Here is a 22,735-nt window from a genome sequence, read left to right as displayed (position 1 = left end):
CTACGCCTCCATCATCTTGATGCGCGTCGTGCGCGGCAGGCAGGCAATTGCGTCGAACGTGGCGAGGATGATATCGACGCCACGCGGAAAACGCTGGTTGTTCTGCTTCCATTGCTCGACGAAATGGCGCGGCATTTGCGCCGGCGCGATCGTCGCCGTCTTCTCGATGCCCGGGCCTTCGAGCAGCAGCGGAGCGCCGGAGACGAGATCGCCGACCTCGAGGATCAGCGTCGTCGAACGATCGGGATAATCCTGGGTGCCTTGCGAAAACCCGTCGAGCGCCATCATCTCGGCCGGCGTGGCGATCAGCGCGAAATGCGCGTCGGCCGGGGTGTTGGCCAGCGGCGCGCCGGTATGGAAGCCAAGCCAGGATTTCACCGCCGACACCTGCAAAGCCGGGTCGAGCCAGAGCGGCGTGTCGTTGTCGCACAGCGCCAGCGCAACGGCGCCGGCGGTGGCCGACAGCGGCGCCGGTGGGTGGGCAAGGGCCGGCAAGGGCTGGACGCTGCCCGGCCGCGCCATCGCGTCCATGACGGCACGGAATACGGTCTGGGCATTGAATACCGGATCGGCGAAGCCGCCTTCAATGGATTGAGTGGCGATATCCATCAGTCTTCTCCGCGCACCATGGTGAAGAAATCGACCTTGGTCGCCGCCGTCTCGGCGCGGCGCTGTTCACGCCTTGGCCAGTGCCGCCTGCAAGGGCGCAACGATCCTGGTCTCGACCTCATTGCGGTGGGCCGGGTCCTGCCACAGCGCATCGGCGATTGCCGCCAGCCTTGCCTTCTGCTTGTCGCGGCCGAGCGCGTAGCAGTGGCCGACATGGCCGGACGCAAGCCGCACCGTGGCACGGGTGACCGTCGCCTCGCCGACATTGAAAGGGGCACCACCGCCGCCGATGCGGCCGCGTACCGTAACCAGGCCGGTTTCGGGGCCACGCAGAAGTTCCGCTTCGCAAGGCAGGCCGGCTTCGTCCCAGAGGCGGACGATGTCGTCGCCGGCCGATTGCGCCAGCGTCGCCATCACGGCCTTGCGCTCGGCCTGCTCTCGCGCTTCCCGTCCTCGCATGGCCGGTGCTCCTCGTCTGCCTTCATTTGTCTATTGATATAGACAACTATACAAATTATATCCATTATCTAGCGCGTGTCCATGACGGGCACGTGACACGGACCGAAAGATCGGCGCGAGGAATTGGGGCGGGAGATGATCGGACGAGCCAACAGCATCGAGCGGCGCAGCGGTGTCGCGCTGTGGCGGCAGATCGCCGACCAGATCCTGCATTCGATCGCCGCCGGCGATTTTCCCGAGAATGCCGCGCTGCCGCCGGAGATCGCGTTGGCCGGACGCTATGGCGTCAACCGCCACACGGTGCGTAGCGCTATCGCAGCGCTGGTGCAGGAGGGTGTGCTCAGGGCGGAGCAGGGGCGCGGCACCTTCGTGCTGCCGCGCAAGCTGCTGTCTTATCCGATCGGCGCCCGCACCCGCTTTTCCGAGGGATTGCAAGGACAGGCGTCCGAGCGGCATATCACCTTGCTCGCGTCATCGATCGAGCCGGCCAACCGTCGTGTCGCAGAGGGCTTAGGCCTTGCGACGGGGGCCGATGTGATACGCCTGGAAACGCGCGGCGAAGCCGATGGAATGCCGGTATCCCGCGCGGCCGGCTGGTTCGATGCCAGGCGCTTTGCCGGCATCGATGCCGCCATGGCGGAAACCGGTTCGATCACCGCATCGCTGGCACGTTTCGGCATCGACGACTATCTCAGGCAATCGACCGTGCTGTCGGCGCGCCATGCCGATGCCGCCGACCTTGCTGACCTCGACCTGCAGCCCGGCGCCATCGTGCTAGTGACGGTCGCCGTCAACGTCACGCCCGACGGTCAGCCGATACAGTTTTCGGAGTCGCGCTTCCCGGCCGAGCGGATCGAGCTCAAATTGTCGGCGCTCTGAGATGCGGCAGCCCTGGCATCATCCGACTTGAATGACGGCCTTGATCAGGCCGGACTTCTCATGCGCCCAGCGGGCGAGGTCGTGCGGCGTCTCGCCAAGCGTGGTGCGGTGGGTGACCAGCTTTGCCAGCGGCAGCGCGCCGTTGCGGATCGAGGCGGCGACATGGTCGAAATCGGCACGCAGGGCGTTGCGGCTGCCGATCAGCATCATCTCGCGCTTGTGGAATTCGGGATCGGAAAAGGCGATGTCGTCCTTGACGACGCTGACCAGGACCAGCGCCCCGCCGTGCGCGACATGGGCGAAGGCCGACTGCACCGACCGGGTGTTGCCGGTGGCATCGAAAACCACGTCGAAGCCGTCGCCGCCGGTTGCTTCCCGCACCAGGTCGGCAGCAGCGCCCCGCGAGCCGTCGAGGGTCGCGAAGCCGAGTTCGCTTTCGGCGAAACCCAGCCTCTCCGCACTCATGTCGAGCAGCATCACGTCTAGCCCGGCGATGCGGGCGAACAGCGCCGTGCCGAGCCCGATCGGGCCTGCACCGATGACCAGTGTGCGCGCACCTGGATCAGCGAGCGAGCGCCGCACGGCATGGGCGCCGATCGCCAGGAATTCGACGGCGGCAGCATCGGCCAGCGACAGGCCGTTTGCCGGATAAAGATTTTGCGCCGGCACCAGGATCTGCTCGCACATGGCGCCGTCGCGGTGGACGCCGAGCACCTCGATCATGACACAGCAATTCGGCTTGCCTTGCCGGCAGGCGATGCATTTGCCGCAGGCGAGATAGGGATTGACGATCACCGCTTCGCCGACGGCGAGATCGACGTCCTCGCCAACCTCGATCACGGTGCCAGAAACCTCGTGGCCCATGATGCGGGGATAGGCGAGGAACGGGTGCTTGCCTTCGAAGATGTGATAGTCGGTGCCGCAGATGCCGACATGGCTGACGGCGACCAGCGCCCAGCCGGCGGGGGGCGCGCCAGGCGCCGGACGATCTTCGAGGACAAGTTCGCCGGGCGAGCGGCAGACGACGGCTTTCATGCTTCAATCCAGTCGGTTCATGGCACCGCCGGCCCTGCTGTCGCGAGGCCGGCGGTTGTTGGGAGGCAGTCTATTTGCCGCGGCGGCGCAGCCCGTCGAAATAGACGATGACGATGATCAGCACGCCGGTGATGATGCGCTGCCAGAAGGCGTTGACGTTGAGCAGATTGGCGCCGTTGTTGATGGTGGCAAGGATGAAGGCGCCGAGCAGCGGTCCGTGCACGGAGCCGACAGCGCCGAACAGCGAGGTGCCGCCGATCACCGAGGAGGCGATCGCCTGCAATTCCCAGCCCTCGGCCTGCGTCGGATTGCCGATGCCGATGCGCGAGGCAAGCAGCACGCCGACGAAGGCCGCACACAGCCCCGACAGCGTGTAGGCCATGTAGATGGTGCGCTGGACGTTGACGCCTGACAGGCGCGACGCCTCGGCGTTGGAGCCGACCGAGAACAGATAGCGGCCCCAGCGGCTGTGGTGCAGGAAGATGTAGGCTGGGATACCGACCAGGATCACCATCCAGAACAGATTGGGGACGCCGGCGAAGGAACTGCGCGAGAACGTCTGGAAGGCGTCGTTGTTGATCGAGATCGAGTTGCCGTTGGTCATCAACAGACCGATGCCGCGCAGCGAGGTCAGCGTCGCCAGGGTGATGATGAAGGGCGGCAGGCCCATCTTGACGATGCCGAACCCATGGAACATGCCGATGGCGACGCCGACCAGCAAGGTGATCAGGATGGCGAGGAAAACCGGTGTCCCGGCGTTGATCAGCATCGCGACGATGACAGTGGCGAAGCCGACCACGGCGCCGACGGAAAGATCGATGCCGCCGGTGATGATGACGAAGGTCTGGCCGACCGCCAGGATGGCGATCATCGACCCTTGCCGCAACAGGTTCGAGATGTTGTTGGCCGAGGCGAAGCTCGGCGTCGCCACCGACAGGATGATCCATAAAAGAACCAGCAGCGCCAGCAGTGTCAGCCCGAACAGGGCGTTGTAGTTGCGTTTCGGCCTTTCGGCAGCGATCGCCTCGGTGCTCATATCCGTCCTCCCGGTTTTTCTTGTTTCTCGGCCAGCGCCTGGGTGAGGATCTCCTCGTGGTCAGCGGTACGAAAGCCGTGCGTGGCCACCAGCTTGCCGCGCCGGAACACGTGCAGCGTGTCGGCGAGTTCATAAACCTCGGGCAGGTAGGACGAGATCAGGATGATGCCGGCTCCCTTGGACAACAGCGCGCCGAACAGGCGGTAGATCTCGGCCTTGGTGCCCACGTCGACGCCGACAGTCGGCTCGTCGAAGATGAATAGCTTGGCGCCATGGGCGAGCCATTTGCCGATGACGATCTTCTGCTGGTTACCGCCGGACAGGCTGGAGGCCAGCGCGCCGCGCGTCGGCGTCTTGATGCGCAGGTCGGCGATCTGGCGATCGGCTTGCGCCTTTTCCTGCGCGCGGGAGATCAGCAGATTGCTGGAGATGCGCTTGTAGATCGGCAGATTGAGGTTGAGTCCGACCGGCAGGTTGAGGCAGAGGCCCTGGTCGCGGCGGCTTTCCGGGGCCAGCGCCATGCCGAGCCTGATCGCGTCATGTTCGGAATTGACCTTGACCTCCTTGCCCTCCCAGAGGATCTGGCCGGCCGATTTGCGGTGGCGGCCATAGAGCGTGGTGACGAACTCGCTGCGCCCGGCGCCGATCAGGCCGTAGAGGCCGACGATCTCGCCGGCGCGGACGGACATCGAGACATTTTCGAAACCCTTGCCGGACAGGTTCCTGGTTTCGACGATGGTCGCGCCGGGGGTGAAATGCTCCTTGTGGTAGACCTGCTCGATCGAGCGGTTGATCATCATCTTGACCAGCTCGGCGTCATTGGTCTCGGCAATGTCCCTGGTGCCGACCAGCGTGCCGTCGCGCAGCACCGAGACGCGGTCGGCGAGCTCGAACACTTCTTCCATGCGATGGCTGATGTAGATGATGGTGACGCCTTCGCCCTTCAGCCGGCGGATCAGCGTGAACAGCTGGTCGGCCTCCTTGCGGGTAAGATAGGCGGTCGGCTCGTCGAAGATCAGGAATTTGGTGCCGCGCACTGTGGCGCGGGCGGCGGCGATCAACTGCTGCTGGCCTATGGTCAGGTCACCCAGCATGACATGGGCCGGCAGGTCGAAGCCGAGATCGTCGATGATCTTCTGCGCCTGCCTGACCATCGCCCGCTGCTGCAGGATGCCGAAGCGGGAATCCTCCTCGCCGAGGAACATGTTGGCGGCGACGGTGAGATGGCGGCACAGGACGACTTCCTGATGCACGGCATTGATGCCGAGCGCCATCGCCTCATGCGGCGTTGCCAATGCGGCAGGCTTGCCCTCCCAGATGACGTCGCCGGAGGTGCGCGGCATGACGCCGGTCAGAAGCTTGATCAGGGTGGATTTGCCGGCGCCGTTCTCGCCGACGATGGCGTGGATCTCGCCGGCCTTGAAGGCGAGATCGACCGGCTTCAGCGCATGGGTGCCGGGATAGCGCTTTTCCAGCCCGCGGAGTTCGAGGATGGTCCTGCCCGGTTCCAGCGTTGGGGCCGGATGGAGTTCCTGCGCCGTCGACATCATGACAATCCTCCCAGATTGGCCCCCAAAGATTGGCCTCGCGATTGGCACGAGTGGGATGCTTCCGGGGCGAAAAGGCCCCGGAAACAGTTCACCTGAGGCTATGCTCAGTCGAGCTTCGGGTTGAGCAGCGCGTCGATCTTCGGATCCTTCATGTTGGCCTTGGTGACCAAATTGGCGCCCGTGTCGACATTGGCCTCGACCTTCTCGCCCTTCGAGGCGGCGAGCGCCGTCTTGATGCCGTCATAGCCCATCCGGTACGGATCCTGGACGACGAGAGCCGAAATGACGCCGTCGTTGAGGAACTTGATCAGCTTCTCGTCGCTGTCGAAACCGACCAGCCCGACCTTGCCGGCAAGACTGTTCTCGGCGATCGCCTGGCCGACGCCCTGCGCCATGATCAGGTTGGAGGCGAAGATGCCCTTGAGGTTGGGGTTGGCGGTGATCAGGTCGGTGGCGATGTTGAGGCCGGTGGTGGCCTGGCCGTCGGCGTATTTGTCGGCGACCAGCTTGAGGCCCGGATATTTGGCAGCGAGCTGTTCCTTAAAACCCTGGGCGCGCTGTTCGAGCGAGCCGGCGCCCGGAAGAGCGGTGATCAGGGCGACGTCGCCCTCGACCTTGCCGCCATTGGCTTCGCCGATGGCTGCGGCAAGGCCGTCAGCGGCAACGCGGCCGCCCTGGATGTTGTCGGTGGTCAGGAACGAGGTGAAGGCCTTGGAGTCGGCGCCAGAGTCGATACCGATGATCTTGACCTTGGTGGCGGCCTCGTCGATCGGCTTGCCGAGCGCCTTGGCTTCGGTCGGCGCAATGACGACGGCCGCCGGGTTGCCGGCGACGGCATTTTCAAGGATCGAGATCTGGCCGTTGACGTCGGTCTCGGCCTGGGCGCCAAGCTCCGGCACGTTGACGCCGAGGTCCTTGCCGGCCTTGCGGGCTCCCGCCAGAACGATCTGCCAGTAGAAGGACGTGGTGTCCTTGACGATGATCGGAATGGTCGCGTCGGCCGCGGATGCCGGGGCCGAGTGCATCACGCCGGCAAGCATCGAGGCGGCTGCGAGTGCCACGAAGGCGCGGCGATTGAGAATGCTGGTCACGAATTTCATTAGGAGTCCTCCCTAAGTCGCCCGGTGAATGTTACGGAAGCTCCATTCGGATGGCGCGGCCCAAACGGAACTTTATCAATAAAAAACATTTACCGCATTTTGATAGTGCATCACCTCGGTCGGCGCAAGCGATGTTTGATGGCCGCTCGAATGGCTGGGCGGGAAAACTTGCTCCCTCGGAACTCCGCTGCCAATCTCCTCCAATATGTCACATGGAATATTAATTCCATCATACAGTCAATATGGAATGTTCATTCTTTTTCGGGGTGTACGAACTGTGACACCTGGCAATCACGTCAGGTGTTTGCGACCGGCTTAGAGCGTCGCTCCGAGGTGCCACGGCACGAACTCGTTGTCGCCGTAGCCGAACTCTTCGCTCTTGGTCTTGCGGCCCGAAGCCGTCTCGACGATCAGTTCGAAGATCTCGCGGCCCATGCCGGCGATGGTCTTTTCGCCCGAGGCAATGACGCCGCAATTCACGTCCATGTCCTCCTCCATCGTGTGATACATGGTCGAGTTGCTGGCGACCTTGATCGACGGCGTCGGCCGGCAGCCGAAGCAGGAGCCGCGGCCTGTGGTGAAGACGATGACGTTGGCGCCGCCCGCCACCTGGCCGGTGGCCGAGACCGGGTCGTAGCCGGGCGTGTCCATGAACACCAGCCCGTGCCCGGTGACCTTTTCGGCATAGCCGAAGACGCCGTTGAGCGGCGTCTGGCCGCCCTTGGCGACCGCGCCGAGCGACTTTTCCAGGATGGTGGTCAGGCCGCCGCGCTTGTTACCCGGTGAGGGATTGTTGTCGATCGATGCGCCATGCTTGGCGACGTGGTCTTCCCACCATTTCACATAACCGTCGAGCTTGGCGGCGATCTCGGGGGTTGCGGCGCGATAAGCGAGCAGGTGCTCGGCGCCGTAGATCTCCGTCGTCTCGGAGAGGATGCCGACACCGCCGACGCCGGCCAAAATGTCGACCGCGGCACCCAGCGCCGGATTGGCGGTGATGCCGGACATGCCGTCGGAGCCGCCGCATTGCAGGCCGACGACGATCTCGCTGACCGGGATCGGCTCACGCTGAAGCTTGCCGACCTCCTCGGCGATCTCGGCCAGCACGACCAGCGCCTTCTCGACCGATTTGCGCGAGCCGCCGGCTTCCTGGATGTTGAAATGACGTTTTCCCGCGGCAACGCCCTTCTGGCCGTAGAGGGTGAGCTGGTTGACCTCGCAGCCGAGCCCGACCATCAGCACACCACCAAAATTCGGATGACGGGCGTAGCCGGCCAGCGTGCGGTGTAGCACCATCATGCCGTCGCCGGTGGCGCTCATGCCGCAGCCCTGGCCGTGGACGATCGGGACGAAGCCGTCAATGCCGGGATATTGCGGCAAAAGCGTGCGGTTCGCCGCGTCGGCGATGGCGTGGCAGACGGTGGCCGAGCAATTGACGCTGGCGAGAATGCCAATGAAGTTGCGCGTGCCGGCGCGGCCGTCGGCGCGGCGGTAGCCCATGAAGGTGCGGGCGCGGTCGGCCTCGGTCGCATGCACTGCCTCGCTCGGCGGCACCACCGGCAAACGCCCGCTTTCGAAGACCAGATTGTGCGAATGGACATGCTCGCCGGGCGCGATGTCTTGCGTGGCGCGGCCGATCGCCTGGGCGTATTTGACCACGGCCTCGCCGGCCGCAATCGGCTTGATCGCCACTTTGTGGCCCGGCTCGATCACTGCGGCGGCGACGGCGCCGCCCGGCAGCACGGTGCCGATCTCGATGCGGCCATTGGCGACCGCGACATTGTCGGCGGGAGACAGAAGAATGCTGTTTGCGGCGTTCACGGGAGCTTCCTGGGTGTGTTCCTGGGTGCGCGAGCGGATTGACACGCGGCTCTTAACATATAATGTCTTTTATCGTGAAAAAACATTTTTGCGTCAATTGTTTTTTCGCCAGAGCGCGACGCGTCTTTGGATGCGAGAAGTAGGCTCTACAACCAAAACTAGCGTTGCGCATGATGTTTTCCGAAAAGGTACCGGTTTCATGCGCGAGAAACGCTTCACACTGGCCGCAAACGCCGATGCGCCACGGGGCAGGGGATGTCGAAGAGCAACAACGTTTACAAGGACGCCTATAATCGCGGTCTGAGGCTGCTCGACGAAACCAGGAGCCTGCCTTCGGAGCCGGAGCTGGGTACGCTGCTCGGCGTCAGCCGCACGACGGTCCGCACTATCCTTGCGCGCATGGAAGAAACCGGGCTGATCGATTGGAACAAGCGCAGCAAGACGGTCCTGCGCGAACCGCGACCGGACGATTTCTTCCCCGAGGAAGAAACCGACACGCTGGCCGAGATCATCGAGCGCTCCTTCATGCGGCGGCTGCTTGCCAGCGGTGCCGAAGCCGGCATGCAGATCAACGAGCTCGAACTGGCGCGTGAGATCGGCGTCGGCACCACCAGCGTGCGCGAATTCCTGATCCGCTTCTCGCGCTTCGGGCTGATCGAGAAGCGCCGCAACAGCCACTGGGTGCTGAAAGGCTTTACCCGCGCCTTCGCGCTGGAGTTGACCGAAATCCGCGAGATGTTCGAACTGCGCTCGGCCGCAGCCTTTGCCGCTCTGCCCGAGGACAGCCCGGTGTGGGCCGACCTCGACCGCCTGGAAGACGAGCATCACCGGCTGAAGCGCGAGATCGCCGTGCGCTTCAACGAATTCTCCGAGCTTGACGAGCGCTTTCACCGGCTGATCCATCGGGCGTCGCACAACCGCTTCATCGTCGATTTCTACGACGTCATCGCCATGATCTTCCACTACCACTACCAGTGGAACAAGGCGCAGGAGCGCGAGCGCAACGAAGTCGCGGTCCAGGAGCATCTCGCCTATATCGCCGCGCTCAAATCGCGCGATCTCGCCAAGGTCGACGCCGCCTGCCGCAAGCACCTGAAATCGGCCCGCCACACGCTGCTGACGTCGATTCCCGAGGGCAGGCAGCCGCAACGCGCGTGATTGTGTTGCGTTGCCGCAGCAACGTTTTGGCGATTTTCCGGCCGCCGGCTCCGTGCTAGAGAGCTGACGTTGCTGCGTGAAGAGGCTGGTTCTTGACCATACGCCGGAGACGATGGAGCATGCCGGTCGCGTTCGCCGCGGCCTGGCTTTTCATGCTCCAGTCGATGTTCGGCGCGTTTGCGTCCGGCGTCGCGCCGAACGCCTCGCAATTCGATGCTTTCGGCAACACGATCTGCACCCATGACGGTGCGGCGCAACTCCCCGCCGGCGATCCGCATCAGCAGCACATGCCGGCTTGCTGCATGCTTGGCTGCAACCTCGTTTCGGCGGTCTACGCGCCACCCGATGCCGCCGGGAGCCTGGCTCGCAGCCTTTCCGTCGAAACCATCGCCTTTATCCTGCCGGCCTTCCGGCATCGCGATTTCGCCCGCGCCCGCACTCCATCCAATCCGCGTGCACCACCGGCGACGGCCTGATCCGTTCTGGTTCGCGCCGCGCAACGCTTTGCCGGCGCGTTTATTGACATCGTTCGCGACCGGCCATCGGCGCGATCCCCCTTAAAGTCCACGGAGCAATCATGTCTCACTCTTTTCGCGCTGCCGCATCCAGCCGCAGGCGCTTCGCACTGGGTCGTTTCGAGCAGCGTCTCGGCATCGCCCTTTGCGTTCTTGCCCTCCTGTTCGCCAGCGCCCAGACGGTGTTGGCACACGAGTTCAAGCTTGGCGATCTCGAGATCGGGCACCCCTGGTCGCGCGCCACGCCAGCCGGCGCCAAGGTGGCCGGCGGCTACTTCACCATCACCAACACCGGCAGTGCGGCGGATCGCCTGCTGTCGATCACCTCCGACATTTCGGCCAAGGCCGAACTGCACGAGATGGGCGTCAGCAATGGCGTCATGACCATGCGGCCGGTCACCGGCGGCCTCGAAATCCCGGCTGGCGGCAAGGTCGCGCTGGCGCCTAACGGCTATCATTTGATGTTCATGGATTTGAAGCGGCAGCCCAAGGAGGGCGAAACGTTCTCCGCCACGCTGACCTTCGAAAAAGCCGGGCCTCTGCAGATTGAATTCGCCGTGCAAGGCATCGGCAGCGCGGCGCCCCAGGACGACGACTGACTTGGCCGCTTCGAGAGGTACCGTCATGAAGAAATCTCTTTTGCCCGGCTGCGTGCTTCTTGTCCTCGGGACCAGCGCGGCCTTTGCCCACATCACGCTCGAAACGCCGGAGGCGGCGGTGGGCTCGACCTACAAGGCGGTTCTTCGGGTGCCGCATGGCTGCGAGGGCAAGGCGACGACCGCCGTGCGCGTGCAGATCCCGGAAGGGGTGCTTTCGGTCAAACCGATGCCGAAGCCGGGTTGGACGCTGCAGGTCAAGAACGGCAAATACGAGAAGTCCTACCAGCTCTACGGCCAGGCAGTGACCAACGGCGTCAAGGAGATCGACTGGAGCGCCGGCAGCCTGCCGGACGAGTTCTACGACGAATTCGTCTTTCGCGCGACGCTGGCGTCCGACCTGCCGGCAGGCCAGACGCTGCATTTCCCGGTGGTGCAGGAATGTGACGGCATTGCAGATCGCTGGATCGAAATTCCGGCGGCCGGGCAGGCTGAGGACTCGCTGGAATTTCCGGCGCCCGGCCTCAAGCTGCTGCCGAAGTGAGCTCCAGCGGCGCGCTTTGGCGGATGAGCGCGCCGCTGCTCTTGGCGGTGAGATGAGCGCGGCATCCTTCCTGCGGCAAGCTTGCATGGCCGGCAACTATTCTGGCCGGCTTGTGGCTGGGCTGCTGGCCGTCGTCGTGCTGCTCGCCGTAATTGCCATGCCTGATCCAGCCTTCGCCCACGCGGCGCTGATCAAGGCCGAGCCGGCTGACGGTGCGGTGCTGGCGCAGAGCCCGTCGCAGATGTCGCTGACCTTCAGCGAGCCGGTTTCGCCGCTGGTGCTGACACTGGTGCGGCCCGACGGGACGTCGATCCCGCTGAGCTCTTTCCGGCTCAGTGGCCAGACCGTCGAGATCGACAATCCGCAGGCGCTGACGTCGGGCACGCATGTGCTGAGCTGGCGGGTAATCTCCGCCGACGGCCATCCGGTCGGCGGCTCGGTGCTGTTCTCGGTCGGTGCGCCGAGTGCTGCGCCGGCCGCCTCCGAAGCTGTCGACCGGGCGCTTCGAACGGCGATCTGGATCGGCAAGGTTTTTCTATACATCGGCCTGTTTTTCGGTGTCGGCGGTGCCTTTGCGCTAGGCTGGCTGGCGCAAGGCGGCCGATCCGGCCAGAACATGATCGTCGCCGCGATCCTGTGCGGGCTGGCCGCCGCACTTTTGTCGCTCGGTTTCCAGGGGCTGGATGCACTCGGCGCCCCGCTTGCCCGGCTGGCGCAGCCGGTCATCTGGCAGACCGGGCTTGGCACCAGCTTCGGCTGGACGGTGCTGATCGCGCTGATGGCGCTCGGCCTGAGCCTATTATCGCTGGTCATGCCGCCCGCCGACGCAAAGCCGCTGGCCTTGGCCGGACTGGTTGGCGTTGGCGCAGCACTTGCCGCCAGCGGGCATGCCAGTGCCGCCGAGCCGCAATGGCTGACCCGGCCGATGGTGTTTCTGCACGCCACTGGTATCGCGATTTGGTCCGGGGCGCTGGCGCCGCTCGGTCTTGCCTTGAAACGGCAGCCGGACAAAGCCGGGCCGTTGCTGCGCCGGTTTTCACGAGCGATCCTGTTCGTCGTGGCGGTGCTTGCGGCAGCCGGCATCGTGCTCGCCGTCATCCAGGTGCAAACGCCGTCGGCGCTGGTCCATACCGCTTATGGCCGGCTGCTGCTGTTCAAGCTGGTGCTGCTCGTCTTTCTGTTCACGCTCGCCGCCGTCAATCGCTTCAAGCTTACGGCCCCGGCTGAGGCGGGCGAAACGGAAGTCCAGCGGCGGCTGGCCCGCTCGATCTTTATCGAGGTGCTGATCGTGCTGGCGATCTTCGGCGTTGCCGCCGGCTGGCGCTTCACGCCGCCGCCGCGCGCGCTGGCGATCGCCGCGGCACAGCCGGCGTCGGTGCATATCCACACGCTGCAAGCGATGGCCGATCTCAGCATTGCGCCCGGGCACACCGGACCTGTTGCCGCTTCGATCTTCATCATGACCGGCGATTTCGGCCCGCTCGACGCCAAGCAGGTAACGCTGGTCCTGTCAAAGCCTGATTCCGGTGTCGAGCCGATAAAACGCCCGGCGACGAGGCTTGGCGACGGCACCTGGCGCGTCGACGATCTCGTCATTCCGGTCTCCGGCCGGTGGACGGCCCGGCTCGATATCCTGGTCTCGGATTTCGAGATGGTGAAGATCGAAGCGCCGATCGATATCCGGCCATGAAGACAGCGCTGGTCCACGCAAGACAATTCGGCGAGGCGGTTGACGCGGCCGCGAACCCCCGTCAATCATCGCCATCAAGAATGGGCGTCCAACCCAATCGCGGGCTCAAACCAACAAGATCCGAAAGCAGGGAAGAAACGATGGAAAAAGCCGAAATAGGCCTGATCGGCCTTGGCACGATGGGCTCCAACCTGGCACTCAATATCGCCGAGAAGGGGCACCGCATAGCCGTCTTCAATCGCACCGCGGCGCGCACCGATGCCTTTGTCGAAAATGCCGGCGCGCTTCGGGATAGGGTGGTGCCCTGCTACAGCCTCGAAGAACTGGCCGCCGCGATCCGGCCGCCGCGGCCGATCATCATCATGGTGCTGGCCGGCAAGCCGGTCGACGAGCAGATCGCGGCATTGCGCGGCGTGCTGTCGGCCAACGACATCGTCATCGACGCCGGCAATGCCAATTTCCGCGATACGATGCGGCGCTTCTCCGAGCTTACCGATTCGGGCCTGACCTTCATCGGCATGGGCGTGTCCGGAGGCGAGGAGGGCGCACGCCACGGTCCCTCTATCATGGTCGGCGGCACCGAAGAGTCCTGGAAGCGCGTCGAAAAGGTGCTGACCGCGATCTCGGCCAAGTTCAAGGGCGAGCCTTGCGCGGCGTGGCTTGGCACCGACGGCGCCGGCCATTTCGTCAAGACCATCCACAACGGCATCGAATATGCCGACATGCAGATGATCGCCGAGATCTACGGCATCTTGCGCGACGGGCTCGGCATGGGGCCGAAAGAGATCGCTGAGGTGTTTTCCCAGTGGAACGCGGGCAGGCTCAATTCGTACCTGATCGAGATCACCGCCAAGGTGCTGGCCGCCGACGATCCCAAGACCGGCAAACCGGTGGTCGACATCATCCTCGACCGCGCCGGCCAGAAAGGCACCGGCAAATGGTCGGTGATCGAGGCGCAGCAGCTCGGCATCCCGGCCACCGCGATCGAGGCGGCTGTGGCGGCACGCGTACTGTCGTCGATCAAGGACGAGCGGCTGGCCGCCGAAAAGGTCTATGGCGGCGGCGTGAGCAAGATTTCCGGAGACAGGGACGCCCTGCTCGCCGATCTCGAGCTGGCGCTGTTTGCCGGCAAGATCGCCGCCTACGCGCAAGGCTTCGCGGTGATGAGCGGCGCGTCGAAGGAATTCAACTGGAACCTGCCGATGCCGGTCATCGCCAAGATCTGGCGGGCCGGCTGCATCATCCGCTCGCAATTGCTGGATACGATGGCGGAGGCCTTCGGCGGCGGCGGCGCAGCCACCAACCTGTTGATGGCGCCGGCTTTCGTCTCATTGATGCAGGAGGCACATCCGTCGCTTCGCCGTGTCGTCGCAAGGGCGGCCGAAGCCGGCTCGCCGGTGCCGGCCCTGTCATCTGCACTTGCCTATTTCGACAGTTACCGGCAGGGCCGCGGCACTTCGAACCTGATCCAGGCGCAGCGCGATTTCTTCGGCGCGCACGGCTTCGAGCGCATCGATGGGCAGGGCGCTTTCCATGGCCCGTGGGGGAGCGGAGCGGCGGGTTAGCGCCATGTCGGTCATCAAAGCAGCGTTGGCCGAGGTCCAAAGTGGACACTCTTGCGCGGGAGCCTTCACTGGCGACGCTTGGCTTTATTCCAACAACTGGGCGACATCGCGCAGGGCCTTTGGATCGGCCTCGCGCGTCCAGCATCGCCTAGATGCAGTGGGGCGCGAGCGGCGTCATCCGAAAGCAAGCATTATCCTCGACGATCCAGTCGGTATCTCGCGAGTTGTCAGGACCAGTTTCCGGCAAATGCTTGCTCAAGGGGCCGAATACGATCGGGCAGGCCCGCCCCCACGGTTGTGACGCCCAAAAACAGCGCCGCCCTAGTTGCACCAACGTAGAGAAACTTCTCAAACAGGTTGGGCTGAGACCGTTCGAGGCGATCAACTCCGACAAAAAACACTGCTTCGAACTCCAAGCCTTTGATGTGGCGGACGTCAAAAACGCGGATGTCACTGTCTTGGCCCGCGAGTTGTCCAAACGGACAAGGCACGACCCGGATGTTGGTATCGGCCAATTTGCGGTTGAGCGCATCGGCGAATGGGATGACTTCGTCTTCACTCGTCACGAGGATCGCAATCGGAGGAAACTCGTCGGCCAGCCGCTCAATCTCTCCAATCCGGTCTGCTAGCCAATCAACGGTATCGCCTATGCTGTTCATGCCGGTGCCCATGACGGGGCGGAAGCCTTCGTTGTTTACACGCTCCGGCAGCTGTGCCTCCTCCGCATCCGGATCGGAGATGTGGGCGATGTCTCGCGCCAGTTCGTTCAGCTGGCGACTGTGGCGGTATGAGATGGAGACGGACCGGATGTCGAAATCCGAGAACACCCACCGGAGATCATCGTTCCCTCGGCTGCCCCAGTCGGTTATCCGCTGGTTGAAGTCGCCGCAGGCGACGAAGGAGTCGGACGACGGGTCGCAGAGAGCGCCCATGCAGGCGAGTTGGATCGGCGAGAAATCGGTAGCCTCGTCGACGAGAACCTGAGTACGATAGAGCGACATCACTAGATTCAGCGTAGCGTACGAAGGCTCCTCCACGGCGCGTGCTATCCTCCGATCGGAAAGGAGATCGGCACCAGTCCGAAGAAGCGCCAACAGAATAACGTCCACTTCAAGCGGGTGCAGTTCGTGAGGCAGGAAGCCTTCAGCTGTGTACCAGCGCATCTCTCCCTGCCGCTCTCGGCGAAACCGCCGGTAGCGGGCCGACATTGCGTTGATAAGCCGCCGTACGGGGGAGAGGCATCGGCGAAGCGAAGTCTGAACTGCCAGATCCAGGCCGATCTTGCGCAACGCCTCACGATCAGGTCCTCGTTCACCGAACCAATCGACTATCCGTCCACTGCGGGAGCGTCGGCCAACCGTTCGGCCGCTCGATGTGGCGCGCGCTTTCGCCTTTAGAGCTTTGATCAATGCTTCTACGGCGGCGTCACGACCAACGCGAACGCGGCGGGGCTCCTCGTCCTCGTCCGTATCGAAGTCGTCATCATCGGGGTCATCAACAGCGTCGAGTGTAGCGACGAACGTCATCAGTCCCTCCAAAAGCGACGGCTCGCTTTGGAACGCTTTTGCGATAGCCGTCCGAACAGCCTTATCGGTGTCGGTCCGCAATTGGGTGATAAGAGCATATAGAGGCTCAGACAGATCATTCAGCGCGACGGTCGCCCGCGGATTAGCCCCGTTTGACGAAGAGGGAAGGACGGCCTGAACACGCAGTCCAAGCTGCCTGACGGGAGCCGCAGTATCGCGCGCGAGAATATCGGCGTGACTACGAAGGTCTTCCCAAAATAGGTTGATCTGGAAGTCAAAAAAGTCCTCGAACCACTGGCGCTGTCCCACGATGGTACCAGGCGCCAGCGATGCTAGCTCATCCCGCATCACCAACTGACCGTGGGATCCAGAGCGAAGGATCGTAAAATGGTTGCGAGCGAGGTCGCGACGATAGTCGTCCCAAGTCTGAATACGCTCATCGGAAGCCGCTACGCCTTGGCGGGCAAATGCCTCTTTAACGTATTGCTTGAGCAGTGCCGTGGGCGTGAACATTATCCAGCTGCCTTGATGACGAGCCGGCCCGGCGCTGGTGCGGGCGATAACGTCGCGCTCCTCTTCCGTGAGATTGGGGTAGTCAAGCTTCTGACCCAGCCGCTTGATCAGCGTCGTGGTCTTTCCGGTTCCGGGAGGGCCCAGAAGGACAAGGTGGGTATCGAGTGGTAGACGGAAGATTTCATCCTGATACTCGTCAAGGATGGCCAGATCTCGCAGTTCCATCTTGGCAATTGCGTCGCGCCTCAGCCCTTCCAGAACGAGGCCGGCGGCCTTGTCTTCGGCCAGCAGCGCATCCAGGGCATCCAGTTCGTCTGCGGGAACGCCTAGGCCTTTGAGCAGGGCAAGTAGAGAAGGGACAGTGAAAGGTCCGAACTGCTCGCCCTCCACCACCGACTTGTGAGAATCCCACTCGCCTCGGATTTCCCTAGGGGTCAGGAGAGTCTTTTCGATCACTGTCAGCGTGATCGGTCCATTTCGGGACGGAGCTTCGAGCTCGCCACCGATCTTGAGGGCGGCCAGTCGGCCGAGTGGCATCGCATTGTAGCTGACGGCATGACTTCCGTCCGACGGGGACCGGTGCGGTGTCGCACGCGATACGAAGTAAACGCGCCGATTGCCATCCTCATCCTCGGCCACGACACGGGCGACGGCTGGCTCCGACAGGAGAGAGCGAAGCTCTCGAACGCGAGAACCTGTTACCTCACCCATTTTGTTGATCACTGCGTCGTCCGTGGCGGCGTTGAAGGACGCGAACGCATTAGCCATGTCCGGACGCGGCTCGGCCAACGCCTGTCGTACCCGTTCCGCTGTTTCCGCAAAGTGGCGAAGCGTCTGATCCGCTATCGATGCGATCCGGTCATGCGTCGTGTCGTTCAAAAGGCTTCTCCCTCTTATTCGTCCGGAGTAACCAGCACGAACACTGACTTGTTTTATTCCGCCGTCGGGTGACGCCGCCAATCATCCGCCAGGAGCCACCCGCCCTGATCGTCTCGAAAGTGCCAGTCATTCCAGCCGTTGCGATGCGTCCGCGTGATAAATCGGGATGCTGCGGAAAGCGATCCGAACTGCCGATCAACGCCGTCGACGACAAGTACGCCGTTCTCGATCCGACCTTCATATCGGCGGCCGGTGTAGGTGAACCGGCAAGCAGTGCCGTCCGCCGGAAGGCCCGCTGCGCCGGAGGTTCTCTCGTTTTCTAGATCGACCTGCAGTGCGGGGGCCATCCAGATGCGGCTGGCGTTCTCGAAAAGAGATAGCCCGCGCGCGGTGATGGATTCCTCATCCCAGCTGTCGAACTGGTTAAGATCGCGATTCAGTGCGAGGCTGGAGTGGGATCGTACCGCAGCCATCTTCACCGACTAGGGGCCGTTCGACACCGCCGAATTCAGCGCGCCCGTGAGCAGCGTTAAGTTGCCGAGCCTATCGATGACCGAATCGCGTTCCGCCTGCCGGGCAAGATATTCGATGTCGGTATCGTCATCGTCGAGTTGATCGAACCCTGGGACTGGCCACGTTTCCCGCCAGCGTTGGGGCATGATGTGCTCGATCGTCAGCGCAGACTTGATCTCAATGGCCTCGTTCAATGCCGACCGCTTGGCCATCTCGATCGCTTCAAAGAGGTATCTCAGTCGAGACTGTCGAGCCCCCTTATATTGATTGCGGCCGAGCCATGCGTTTCGCCACTCCTCGTCTGTCGGCCATCGGTCAATGTCCGATCGACGACTGGAAAGGTATGTCAACATCTCATCAATCTTGTCGCCGTCGGCCTCGCGGAGACGATCGATCAGGCCAACGAACAGCCTGTTGTAGTTCTTGTTCGTCAGGCCGCAGATGTCGCGGCGGAGGATATAGGTTTCGAGAATCTCTAGGGCCCGGTCGATCTCGGGTGCCACGCTCGGCTCGGTGGCAAGGAAGATGACCAATGGCATGACAGTCGACACGTCAAACGCGTCGGCGAAGCGCCCAAAGTTGCCGATCGGGTCGTTCACGCCCCGATCGAAAAGACGCTTTTCGATAGCGGCGGTGGCCGAGATGGACTCCAGTTCCGCCGTGACGTTCAGGAACGGCCGATCGGTGAGAATCCATCGGCGATAGCTCTCGAAGAGCCCCTCGATCGACACAAGGTTGCCGATATGCATTGCAAGGTGGTCAGAAAGCATCCAGTCAAGGCGGGTGCGGGTTTGTCGGCCTCGGGATGCAGGTTGGCTCCAGAAAGCCTTGTCGAGCGGAAGCCAGTGCTTCACGTAGAGCTTGTCTACCACGAGGGAATGGTCGGTTTGGCCGAGACCCTTTGCCCGCTGGAAAATGAAGTTGCGCATCAAGTCGCCCGGGTTGAGGTCCACACCCCGGCTGTTGAGTGTCTCGAAGATGGTCTGGGGATCGTCTCCGCTTTCCAGTTCGATCGATACGGCGGCCAATCCTTCCTTCAATGCCTCGAACAGGATTTCTAGGCGGTGCTCCTCGAATTCGCCGTCCTCGGTCACCTGCTGTTCGATGCGATCTTTGAAGTACACGTGAGCGGCTACGGATCGCCTGACCACACCGTCTTCGTCATTCGGCCGCGGAGCGATTGCGTCCAGGTCGGTCGCGGGGTCGACTATAGAGACGAACGACCGCCTGTCCGTGATCGACGGCCAGAGCTTGAACCGCTCGACGTGGGGGCTCTCCATCACGCCATCGTTCAGGAGGTACTTCTGGACCTCGGCCTCGTATCTGGAGCCATGGGACTTAGCGACGTCTCGAAGTGCCGCGAGGAGCAGCTGGAAAGTAGTCAGCCGCTGTTGTCCGTCGATAATCTCGAAGGCCTGAACCTGTTTCCCAAAGGTCTTTATCTGGGCGATGACGATGGCACCCATGAAATGCGGAGTGAGGGTGGAGCGGTCCTCCATAAGCCTGGAGACCGCGCGCTCGATATCTTCCCACAGCAGATCAAGCTGAGGAGTGGCTTTCCAGGCATACTGACGCTGATAGAGCGGGATCAGAAATCGCTTCTTGCCATCGAATAGTTCGATAATCGACCGTGTGTAAGGCTTCATACTTCCCCCATCGTATTGCCCGAAATACCGGTAGTTGAGTTTGGGTGGACTATGCAAGCCCGCTCGTTCCGTTCACGGCGATGAAGTCATGTGAATGGTCCCTCACCACAATATCGTGTCTCACGCATGAAGGGTGTCGGCAAGGGAACGGGAGCTTATTGCCAATGTCCAACGAATACGGGACCGTTCTGCTTCCGGCCCCAAGGCTGCCAGTCGGCAGCGCGCATTTTGCAGCCAAGTGGAATCATTTGGCGTCGCAGAAATGTGGCTAAGACAAATAGATGGAGCCCAGTTTCAATTTGAACATGTCCCGCTCTAGTCGGGACGGCGATAGGCCTGCACTTCGCCCGGCTCGCTCAGGCTTTGCAGGGTGCCGGGTGCGGCGCCGCCGATCCAGCCCAGCACCGAGCGGGCGAGCTCGGCGCCGGCCAGCCGGAAGTTCTCGTTCACGACCAGCAATTCGCTGCGAAACAGGTGCAGAAGCTCCGACGATTGTTTGGACACCACATCGACATCGCGGCCAAGCTTGAGGCCGGCGTCTTCGATGCCGGCGACGATGGCGAGCGTCGCGGCGGCGGCGCTGCTGATGAAACCGTCCGGGCGGCTTTCGCGGCGCATCAGCTGCGCGGTCCGCATTCTGATCTGCTCGATCGAATGATCGATCGAAACGGTGTTGAACGGAATCTCGCTGGCGCCGACCTCGCTCAGCGCATCGGCAAAGCCTGCGAGCGTGTGGCCGTGATAGGTCAGCTCGACCGGCGGCGCCAACAGAGCCAGTCGGCGGCGGCCGAGGCCGGCCAGATGGCGCACTGCCTCGGCTGCGAAAGCGTAATTGTCGAAATCATGGTAGGGATGGATCAGCCCCATATCGGTGCGGCCATGCGTGGCAAAGGGGATGCCGCGCTCCAGCATATAACGGGCCCTCGGATCGTTCGGCTGCGTGCGCGAAATGATGACGCCGTCGGCTGAACCGGTTTCCACGAGGTAGCGGATCGGGTCGAGCGGATCCTGCGAGCGCGAGTAGGGTGTCACGATCAAATGGTAGGGCGTGTCGGCAATGACTTCGGAAACGCCGTAGATGATATCCGAGACAAAGCTCATGATCTCGTGCTCGGTGTTGAGCACCAGGCTGATGACATTGGTCTTGCCGGTGCGCAGGCGGACGCCGGCACGGTTGGGCCGATAACCGATCTGCTTGGCGACAAGCTGGACGCGCCGCCTGGTCTCGGCGCCGATCTCGGGCGCATCCTTCAGCGCGCGCGACACGGTGGTGACGCCCAGCCCGGTCATGAAGGCGAGCGTCTTCAGTGTCGGCCGGCCCCGGCCCGACGCTTCGTCGGCCTTCTCTTTTTGATGCCTGTTCATTCATCCCGCCCCGTCAGGCGCATAGCAGTTGCCGGGCAGGCCGGCAATCGGCGGGCCGCGGGTACGCCGCGGGCCTTCACCGAATGAGACCGCTATATACTGAAACGTTACAGATTGTCACTGCCGTGGCGATATCACTGGTGACAGGCGCAAAACGAGCGGCACTCCGGTCGGCGCAAAAAAGAGCGACAGAAGGAGCTTTTCCGGTTTTCTGGCGTCGCAGCATTGCATTTTGCAGTGCAACCCCTCTTGTTGCGATGCGGTAGGCCGACGAGCCGCCCGATTTTATTCGCGCTTCGAAAAAACTTGATGCCACCTTCGCCTGAGGGGTTGCGCGCCTTAAGCAATTGCCGTATCGAAAATCTGTAACGTTTCAGATTCTGGGAGGAACGAAATGCGATACCAACTCATGACTGCTGCGCTGGCTACGACGGTCGCGCTGCAATTTGCCGGCCCGGCGGCCGCGACGGATCTGGAAGTCACCCATTGGTGGACCTCCGGCGGCGAGGCGGCAGCGGTCGCCGAACTCGCCAAGGCTTTCGACGCAACCGGCAATCACTGGGTTGACGGCGCCATCGCCGGCTCCGGCGGCACGGCGCGGCCAATCATGATCAGCCGCATCACCGGCGGCGACCCGATGGGCGCGACCCAGTTCAATCACGGCCGGCAGGCGGAAGAATTGGTGCAGGCCGGGCTGATGCGCGACCTCACCGATCTCGCCACCAAGGAAAAGTGGACGGAAATCGTGCAGCCGAAGAGCCTGCTCGATGGCTGTACCCTCGACGGCAAGATCTATTGCGTGCCCGTCAATATCCACTCCTGGCAGTGGCTGTGGCTGTCGAATGCGGCCTTCAAAAAGGCCGGCGTGCCGGTGCCGAAGAACTGGAATGAATATGTCGCTGCGGCGCCCGCGCTTGAAAAAGCAGGCATCCAGCCGCTCGCGGTCGGCGGCCAGCCCTGGCAGGCCTCCGGCGCTTTCGACGTGCTGCTTGCGGCGGTCGGCGGCACCGACGCCTTCCTCAAGGTCTACAAGGACAAGGACGCGGAATTCGCCGCCGGGCCCGAGGTCGCCAAGGTCTTCAAGGCCGCGGACGATGCCCGCAAGATGGCCAAGAACACCAATGTGCAGGACTGGAACCAGGCCACCAATCTGGTCATCACCGGCAAGGCGGGCGGCCAGATCATGGGTGACTGGGCGCAGGGCGAGTTCCAGGTTGCCGGTCAGGTCGCCGGCAAGGACTATACTTGCCTTCCGGGCCTCGGTCTCAACGAGATGATCGCCACCGGCGGCGACGCTTTCTACTTCCCGCTGCTGAAGGATCCCGAAAAATCGAAGGCACAGGAAGTGCTGGCCCACACGCTGCTCGATCCCAAGACGCAGGTCGCCTTCAATCTCAAGAAAGGCTCGCTGCCGGTGCGCGGCGACGTCGACCTCAAGGCGGCGAACGACTGCATGAAGAAGGGGCTCGAAATTCTCGCCAAGGGCAATATCATGCCCTGGACCGACCAGCTGCTTTCGCAGGATACCCAGAAGCAGAAGGAGGATCTTTTCTCCGAGTTCTTCGCCAAGCAGGACATGACCGTGGAAGATGCGCAGAAGCGCTTCGCCGCCATTGTCGGTTCGGCCGATTGAGCGATCGACCGACCGCCTCACTCCCGCCCCTGCAAACGCAGGGTCGGGAGCTCGGGTCAAGGCCTCTTGACCCTCCGGCCCTTACCCGATCCAAAGCGGCTGT

18 protein-coding genes and 1 pseudogene are annotated in these 22,735 nt (G+C 63.0%); 8 read left to right on the top strand and 11 right to left on the bottom strand.

Annotated elements, in window-relative coordinates; all coding sequences use genetic code 11:
• Both phnH and phnG read right to left on the bottom strand, forming a co-directional pair.
• Positions 1-609: a phosphonate C-P lyase system protein PhnH gene (gene phnH, locus NKH41_RS20455; RefSeq protein ID WP_352766982.1), complete on the bottom strand. Its 609-nt coding sequence runs from the start codon at positions 607-609 to the stop codon at positions 1-3.
• Positions 609-1,068 (bottom strand): annotated as a pseudogene (gene phnG / locus NKH41_RS20450) (phosphonate C-P lyase system protein PhnG). The gene phnH and the pseudogene phnG overlap by 1 nt, the downstream one beginning before the upstream one ends.
• 135 nt (positions 1,069-1,203) lie before the next feature.
• Here phnG and phnF point away from each other — a divergent pair.
• Positions 1,204-1,947, top strand: a complete 744-nt coding sequence (gene phnF / locus NKH41_RS20445) for a phosphonate metabolism transcriptional regulator PhnF (RefSeq protein WP_352766983.1) — start codon at positions 1,204-1,206, stop codon at positions 1,945-1,947.
• 18 nt (positions 1,948-1,965) lie between these two features.
• Here phnF and NKH41_RS20440 read toward each other — a convergent pair whose 3' ends face one another.
• The 5 genes from NKH41_RS20440 to NKH41_RS20420 form a co-directional block, all read right to left on the bottom strand.
• Complete coding sequence (locus NKH41_RS20440) at positions 1,966-2,982, bottom strand: zinc-binding alcohol dehydrogenase family protein (RefSeq protein WP_352613111.1); 1,017 nt, start codon at positions 2,980-2,982, stop codon at positions 1,966-1,968.
• Between the two features lie 70 nt (positions 2,983-3,052).
• Positions 3,053-4,018: an ABC transporter permease gene (locus NKH41_RS20435; protein ID WP_352448376.1), complete on the bottom strand. Its 966-nt coding sequence runs from the start codon at positions 4,016-4,018 to the stop codon at positions 3,053-3,055.
• Positions 4,015-5,568 (bottom strand): sugar ABC transporter ATP-binding protein, encoded by a 1,554-nt coding sequence (locus tag NKH41_RS20430; protein ID WP_352766984.1) that lies wholly within the window; start codon positions 5,566-5,568, stop codon positions 4,015-4,017. Before NKH41_RS20430 ends, NKH41_RS20435 begins: the two co-directional genes overlap by 4 nt.
• A gap of 104 nt (positions 5,569-5,672) precedes the next feature.
• Positions 5,673-6,668 carry an ABC transporter substrate-binding protein gene (locus NKH41_RS20425; protein WP_023675208.1) on the bottom strand — a complete coding sequence of 332 codons (996 nt, stop codon included), beginning with the start codon at positions 6,666-6,668 and terminating at the stop codon, positions 5,673-5,675.
• 315 nt (positions 6,669-6,983) lie between these two features.
• Positions 6,984-8,489: a UxaA family hydrolase gene (locus NKH41_RS20420; RefSeq protein ID WP_352577423.1), complete on the bottom strand. Its 1,506-nt coding sequence runs from the start codon at positions 8,487-8,489 to the stop codon at positions 6,984-6,986.
• Positions 8,490-8,744: 255 nt separating this feature from the next.
• On the opposite strand from NKH41_RS20420, the gene NKH41_RS20415 reads away from it, so the two are divergent.
• The 6 genes from NKH41_RS20415 (at position 8,745) to gnd (ending at position 14,557) form a co-directional block, all read left to right on the top strand.
• Positions 8,745-9,647 (top strand): GntR family transcriptional regulator, encoded by a 903-nt coding sequence (locus tag NKH41_RS20415; protein WP_352766985.1) that lies wholly within the window; start codon positions 8,745-8,747, stop codon positions 9,645-9,647.
• Between the two features lie 119 nt (positions 9,648-9,766).
• Positions 9,767-10,123 carry a DUF2946 family protein gene (locus tag NKH41_RS20410; protein WP_352766986.1) on the top strand — a complete coding sequence of 119 codons (357 nt, stop codon included), beginning with the start codon at positions 9,767-9,769 and terminating at the stop codon, positions 10,121-10,123.
• Positions 10,124-10,224: 101 nt separating this feature from the next.
• Positions 10,225-10,761: a copper chaperone PCu(A)C gene (locus NKH41_RS20405; RefSeq protein ID WP_352766987.1), complete on the top strand. Its 537-nt coding sequence runs from the start codon at positions 10,225-10,227 to the stop codon at positions 10,759-10,761.
• Between the two features lie 25 nt (positions 10,762-10,786).
• Positions 10,787-11,302: a YcnI family copper-binding membrane protein gene (locus tag NKH41_RS20400; RefSeq protein ID WP_352766988.1), complete on the top strand. Its 516-nt coding sequence runs from the start codon at positions 10,787-10,789 to the stop codon at positions 11,300-11,302.
• A 52-nt stretch (positions 11,303-11,354) separates the two neighbouring features.
• Positions 11,355-12,992: a copper resistance CopC/CopD family protein gene (locus NKH41_RS20395; RefSeq protein WP_352933524.1), complete on the top strand. Its 1,638-nt coding sequence runs from the start codon at positions 11,355-11,357 to the stop codon at positions 12,990-12,992.
• A gap of 140 nt (positions 12,993-13,132) precedes the next feature.
• Positions 13,133-14,557, top strand: coding sequence for an NADP-dependent phosphogluconate dehydrogenase (gene gnd / locus NKH41_RS20390; protein WP_352766991.1), 1,425 nt, complete (start codon positions 13,133-13,135; stop codon positions 14,555-14,557).
• Between the two features lie 227 nt (positions 14,558-14,784).
• On the opposite strand, the gene NKH41_RS20385 is transcribed toward gnd, so the two are convergent.
• The 4 genes from NKH41_RS20385 to NKH41_RS20370 form a co-directional block, all read right to left on the bottom strand.
• Positions 14,785-17,475: an ATP-binding domain-containing protein gene (locus NKH41_RS20385; RefSeq protein ID WP_352766993.1), complete on the bottom strand. Its 2,691-nt coding sequence runs from the start codon at positions 17,473-17,475 to the stop codon at positions 14,785-14,787.
• A 53-nt stretch (positions 17,476-17,528) separates the two neighbouring features.
• Positions 17,529-17,954 (bottom strand): DUF4357 domain-containing protein, encoded by a 426-nt coding sequence (locus tag NKH41_RS20380; RefSeq protein ID WP_352766995.1) that lies wholly within the window; start codon positions 17,952-17,954, stop codon positions 17,529-17,531.
• A 3-nt stretch (positions 17,955-17,957) separates the two neighbouring features.
• Positions 17,958-19,634, bottom strand: coding sequence for a DUF262 domain-containing protein (locus NKH41_RS20375; protein WP_352766997.1), 1,677 nt, complete (start codon positions 19,632-19,634; stop codon positions 17,958-17,960).
• A gap of 315 nt (positions 19,635-19,949) precedes the next feature.
• On the bottom strand, positions 19,950-20,999 hold the full coding sequence (locus NKH41_RS20370) for a LacI family transcriptional regulator (protein ID WP_352766999.1): 1,050 nt from the start codon (positions 20,997-20,999) through the stop codon (positions 19,950-19,952).
• A gap of 394 nt (positions 21,000-21,393) precedes the next feature.
• On the opposite strand from NKH41_RS20370, the gene NKH41_RS20365 reads away from it, so the two are divergent.
• Positions 21,394-22,632, top strand: a complete 1,239-nt coding sequence (locus NKH41_RS20365) for an ABC transporter substrate-binding protein (protein WP_352767001.1) — start codon at positions 21,394-21,396, stop codon at positions 22,630-22,632.
• Positions 22,633-22,735 lie beyond the last annotated feature (103 nt).

Source organism: Mesorhizobium sp. M1169 (assembly GCF_040318345.1).
Classification (GTDB): Bacteria; Pseudomonadota; Alphaproteobacteria; order Rhizobiales; family Rhizobiaceae; genus Mesorhizobium.
The sequence above is the reverse complement of the archived record's forward strand: the minus strand, read 5'-3'. Positions and strand labels throughout refer to the sequence as shown.

Coding starts and splice junctions, on each gene's coding strand:
- phnH (WP_352766982.1), bottom strand. CDS start 609: ATGGATATCGCCACTCAATCCATTGAAGGCGGCTTCGCCGATCCGGTA.
- phnF (WP_352766983.1), top strand. CDS start 1,204: ATGATCGGACGAGCCAACAGCATCGAGCGGCGCAGCGGTGTCGCGCTG.
- NKH41_RS20440 (WP_352613111.1), bottom strand. CDS start 2,982: ATGAAAGCCGTCGTCTGCCGCTCGCCCGGCGAACTTGTCCTCGAAGAT.
- NKH41_RS20435 (WP_352448376.1), bottom strand. CDS start 4,018: ATGAGCACCGAGGCGATCGCTGCCGAAAGGCCGAAACGCAACTACAAC.
- NKH41_RS20430 (WP_352766984.1), bottom strand. CDS start 5,568: ATGATGTCGACGGCGCAGGAACTCCATCCGGCCCCAACGCTGGAACCG.
- NKH41_RS20425 (WP_023675208.1), bottom strand. CDS start 6,668: ATGAAATTCGTGACCAGCATTCTCAATCGCCGCGCCTTCGTGGCACTC.
- NKH41_RS20415 (WP_352766985.1), top strand. CDS start 8,745: ATGTCGAAGAGCAACAACGTTTACAAGGACGCCTATAATCGCGGTCTG.
- NKH41_RS20410 (WP_352766986.1), top strand. CDS start 9,767: ATGCCGGTCGCGTTCGCCGCGGCCTGGCTTTTCATGCTCCAGTCGATG.
- NKH41_RS20405 (WP_352766987.1), top strand. CDS start 10,225: ATGTCTCACTCTTTTCGCGCTGCCGCATCCAGCCGCAGGCGCTTCGCA.
- NKH41_RS20400 (WP_352766988.1), top strand. CDS start 10,787: ATGAAGAAATCTCTTTTGCCCGGCTGCGTGCTTCTTGTCCTCGGGACC.
- NKH41_RS20395 (WP_352933524.1), top strand. CDS start 11,355: ATGAGCGCGGCATCCTTCCTGCGGCAAGCTTGCATGGCCGGCAACTAT.
- gnd (WP_352766991.1), top strand. CDS start 13,133: ATGGAAAAAGCCGAAATAGGCCTGATCGGCCTTGGCACGATGGGCTCC.
- NKH41_RS20375 (WP_352766997.1), bottom strand. CDS start 19,634: ATGAAGCCTTACACACGGTCGATTATCGAACTATTCGATGGCAAGAAG.
- NKH41_RS20370 (WP_352766999.1), bottom strand. CDS start 20,999: ATGAACAGGCATCAAAAAGAGAAGGCCGACGAAGCGTCGGGCCGGGGC.
- NKH41_RS20365 (WP_352767001.1), top strand. CDS start 21,394: ATGCGATACCAACTCATGACTGCTGCGCTGGCTACGACGGTCGCGCTG.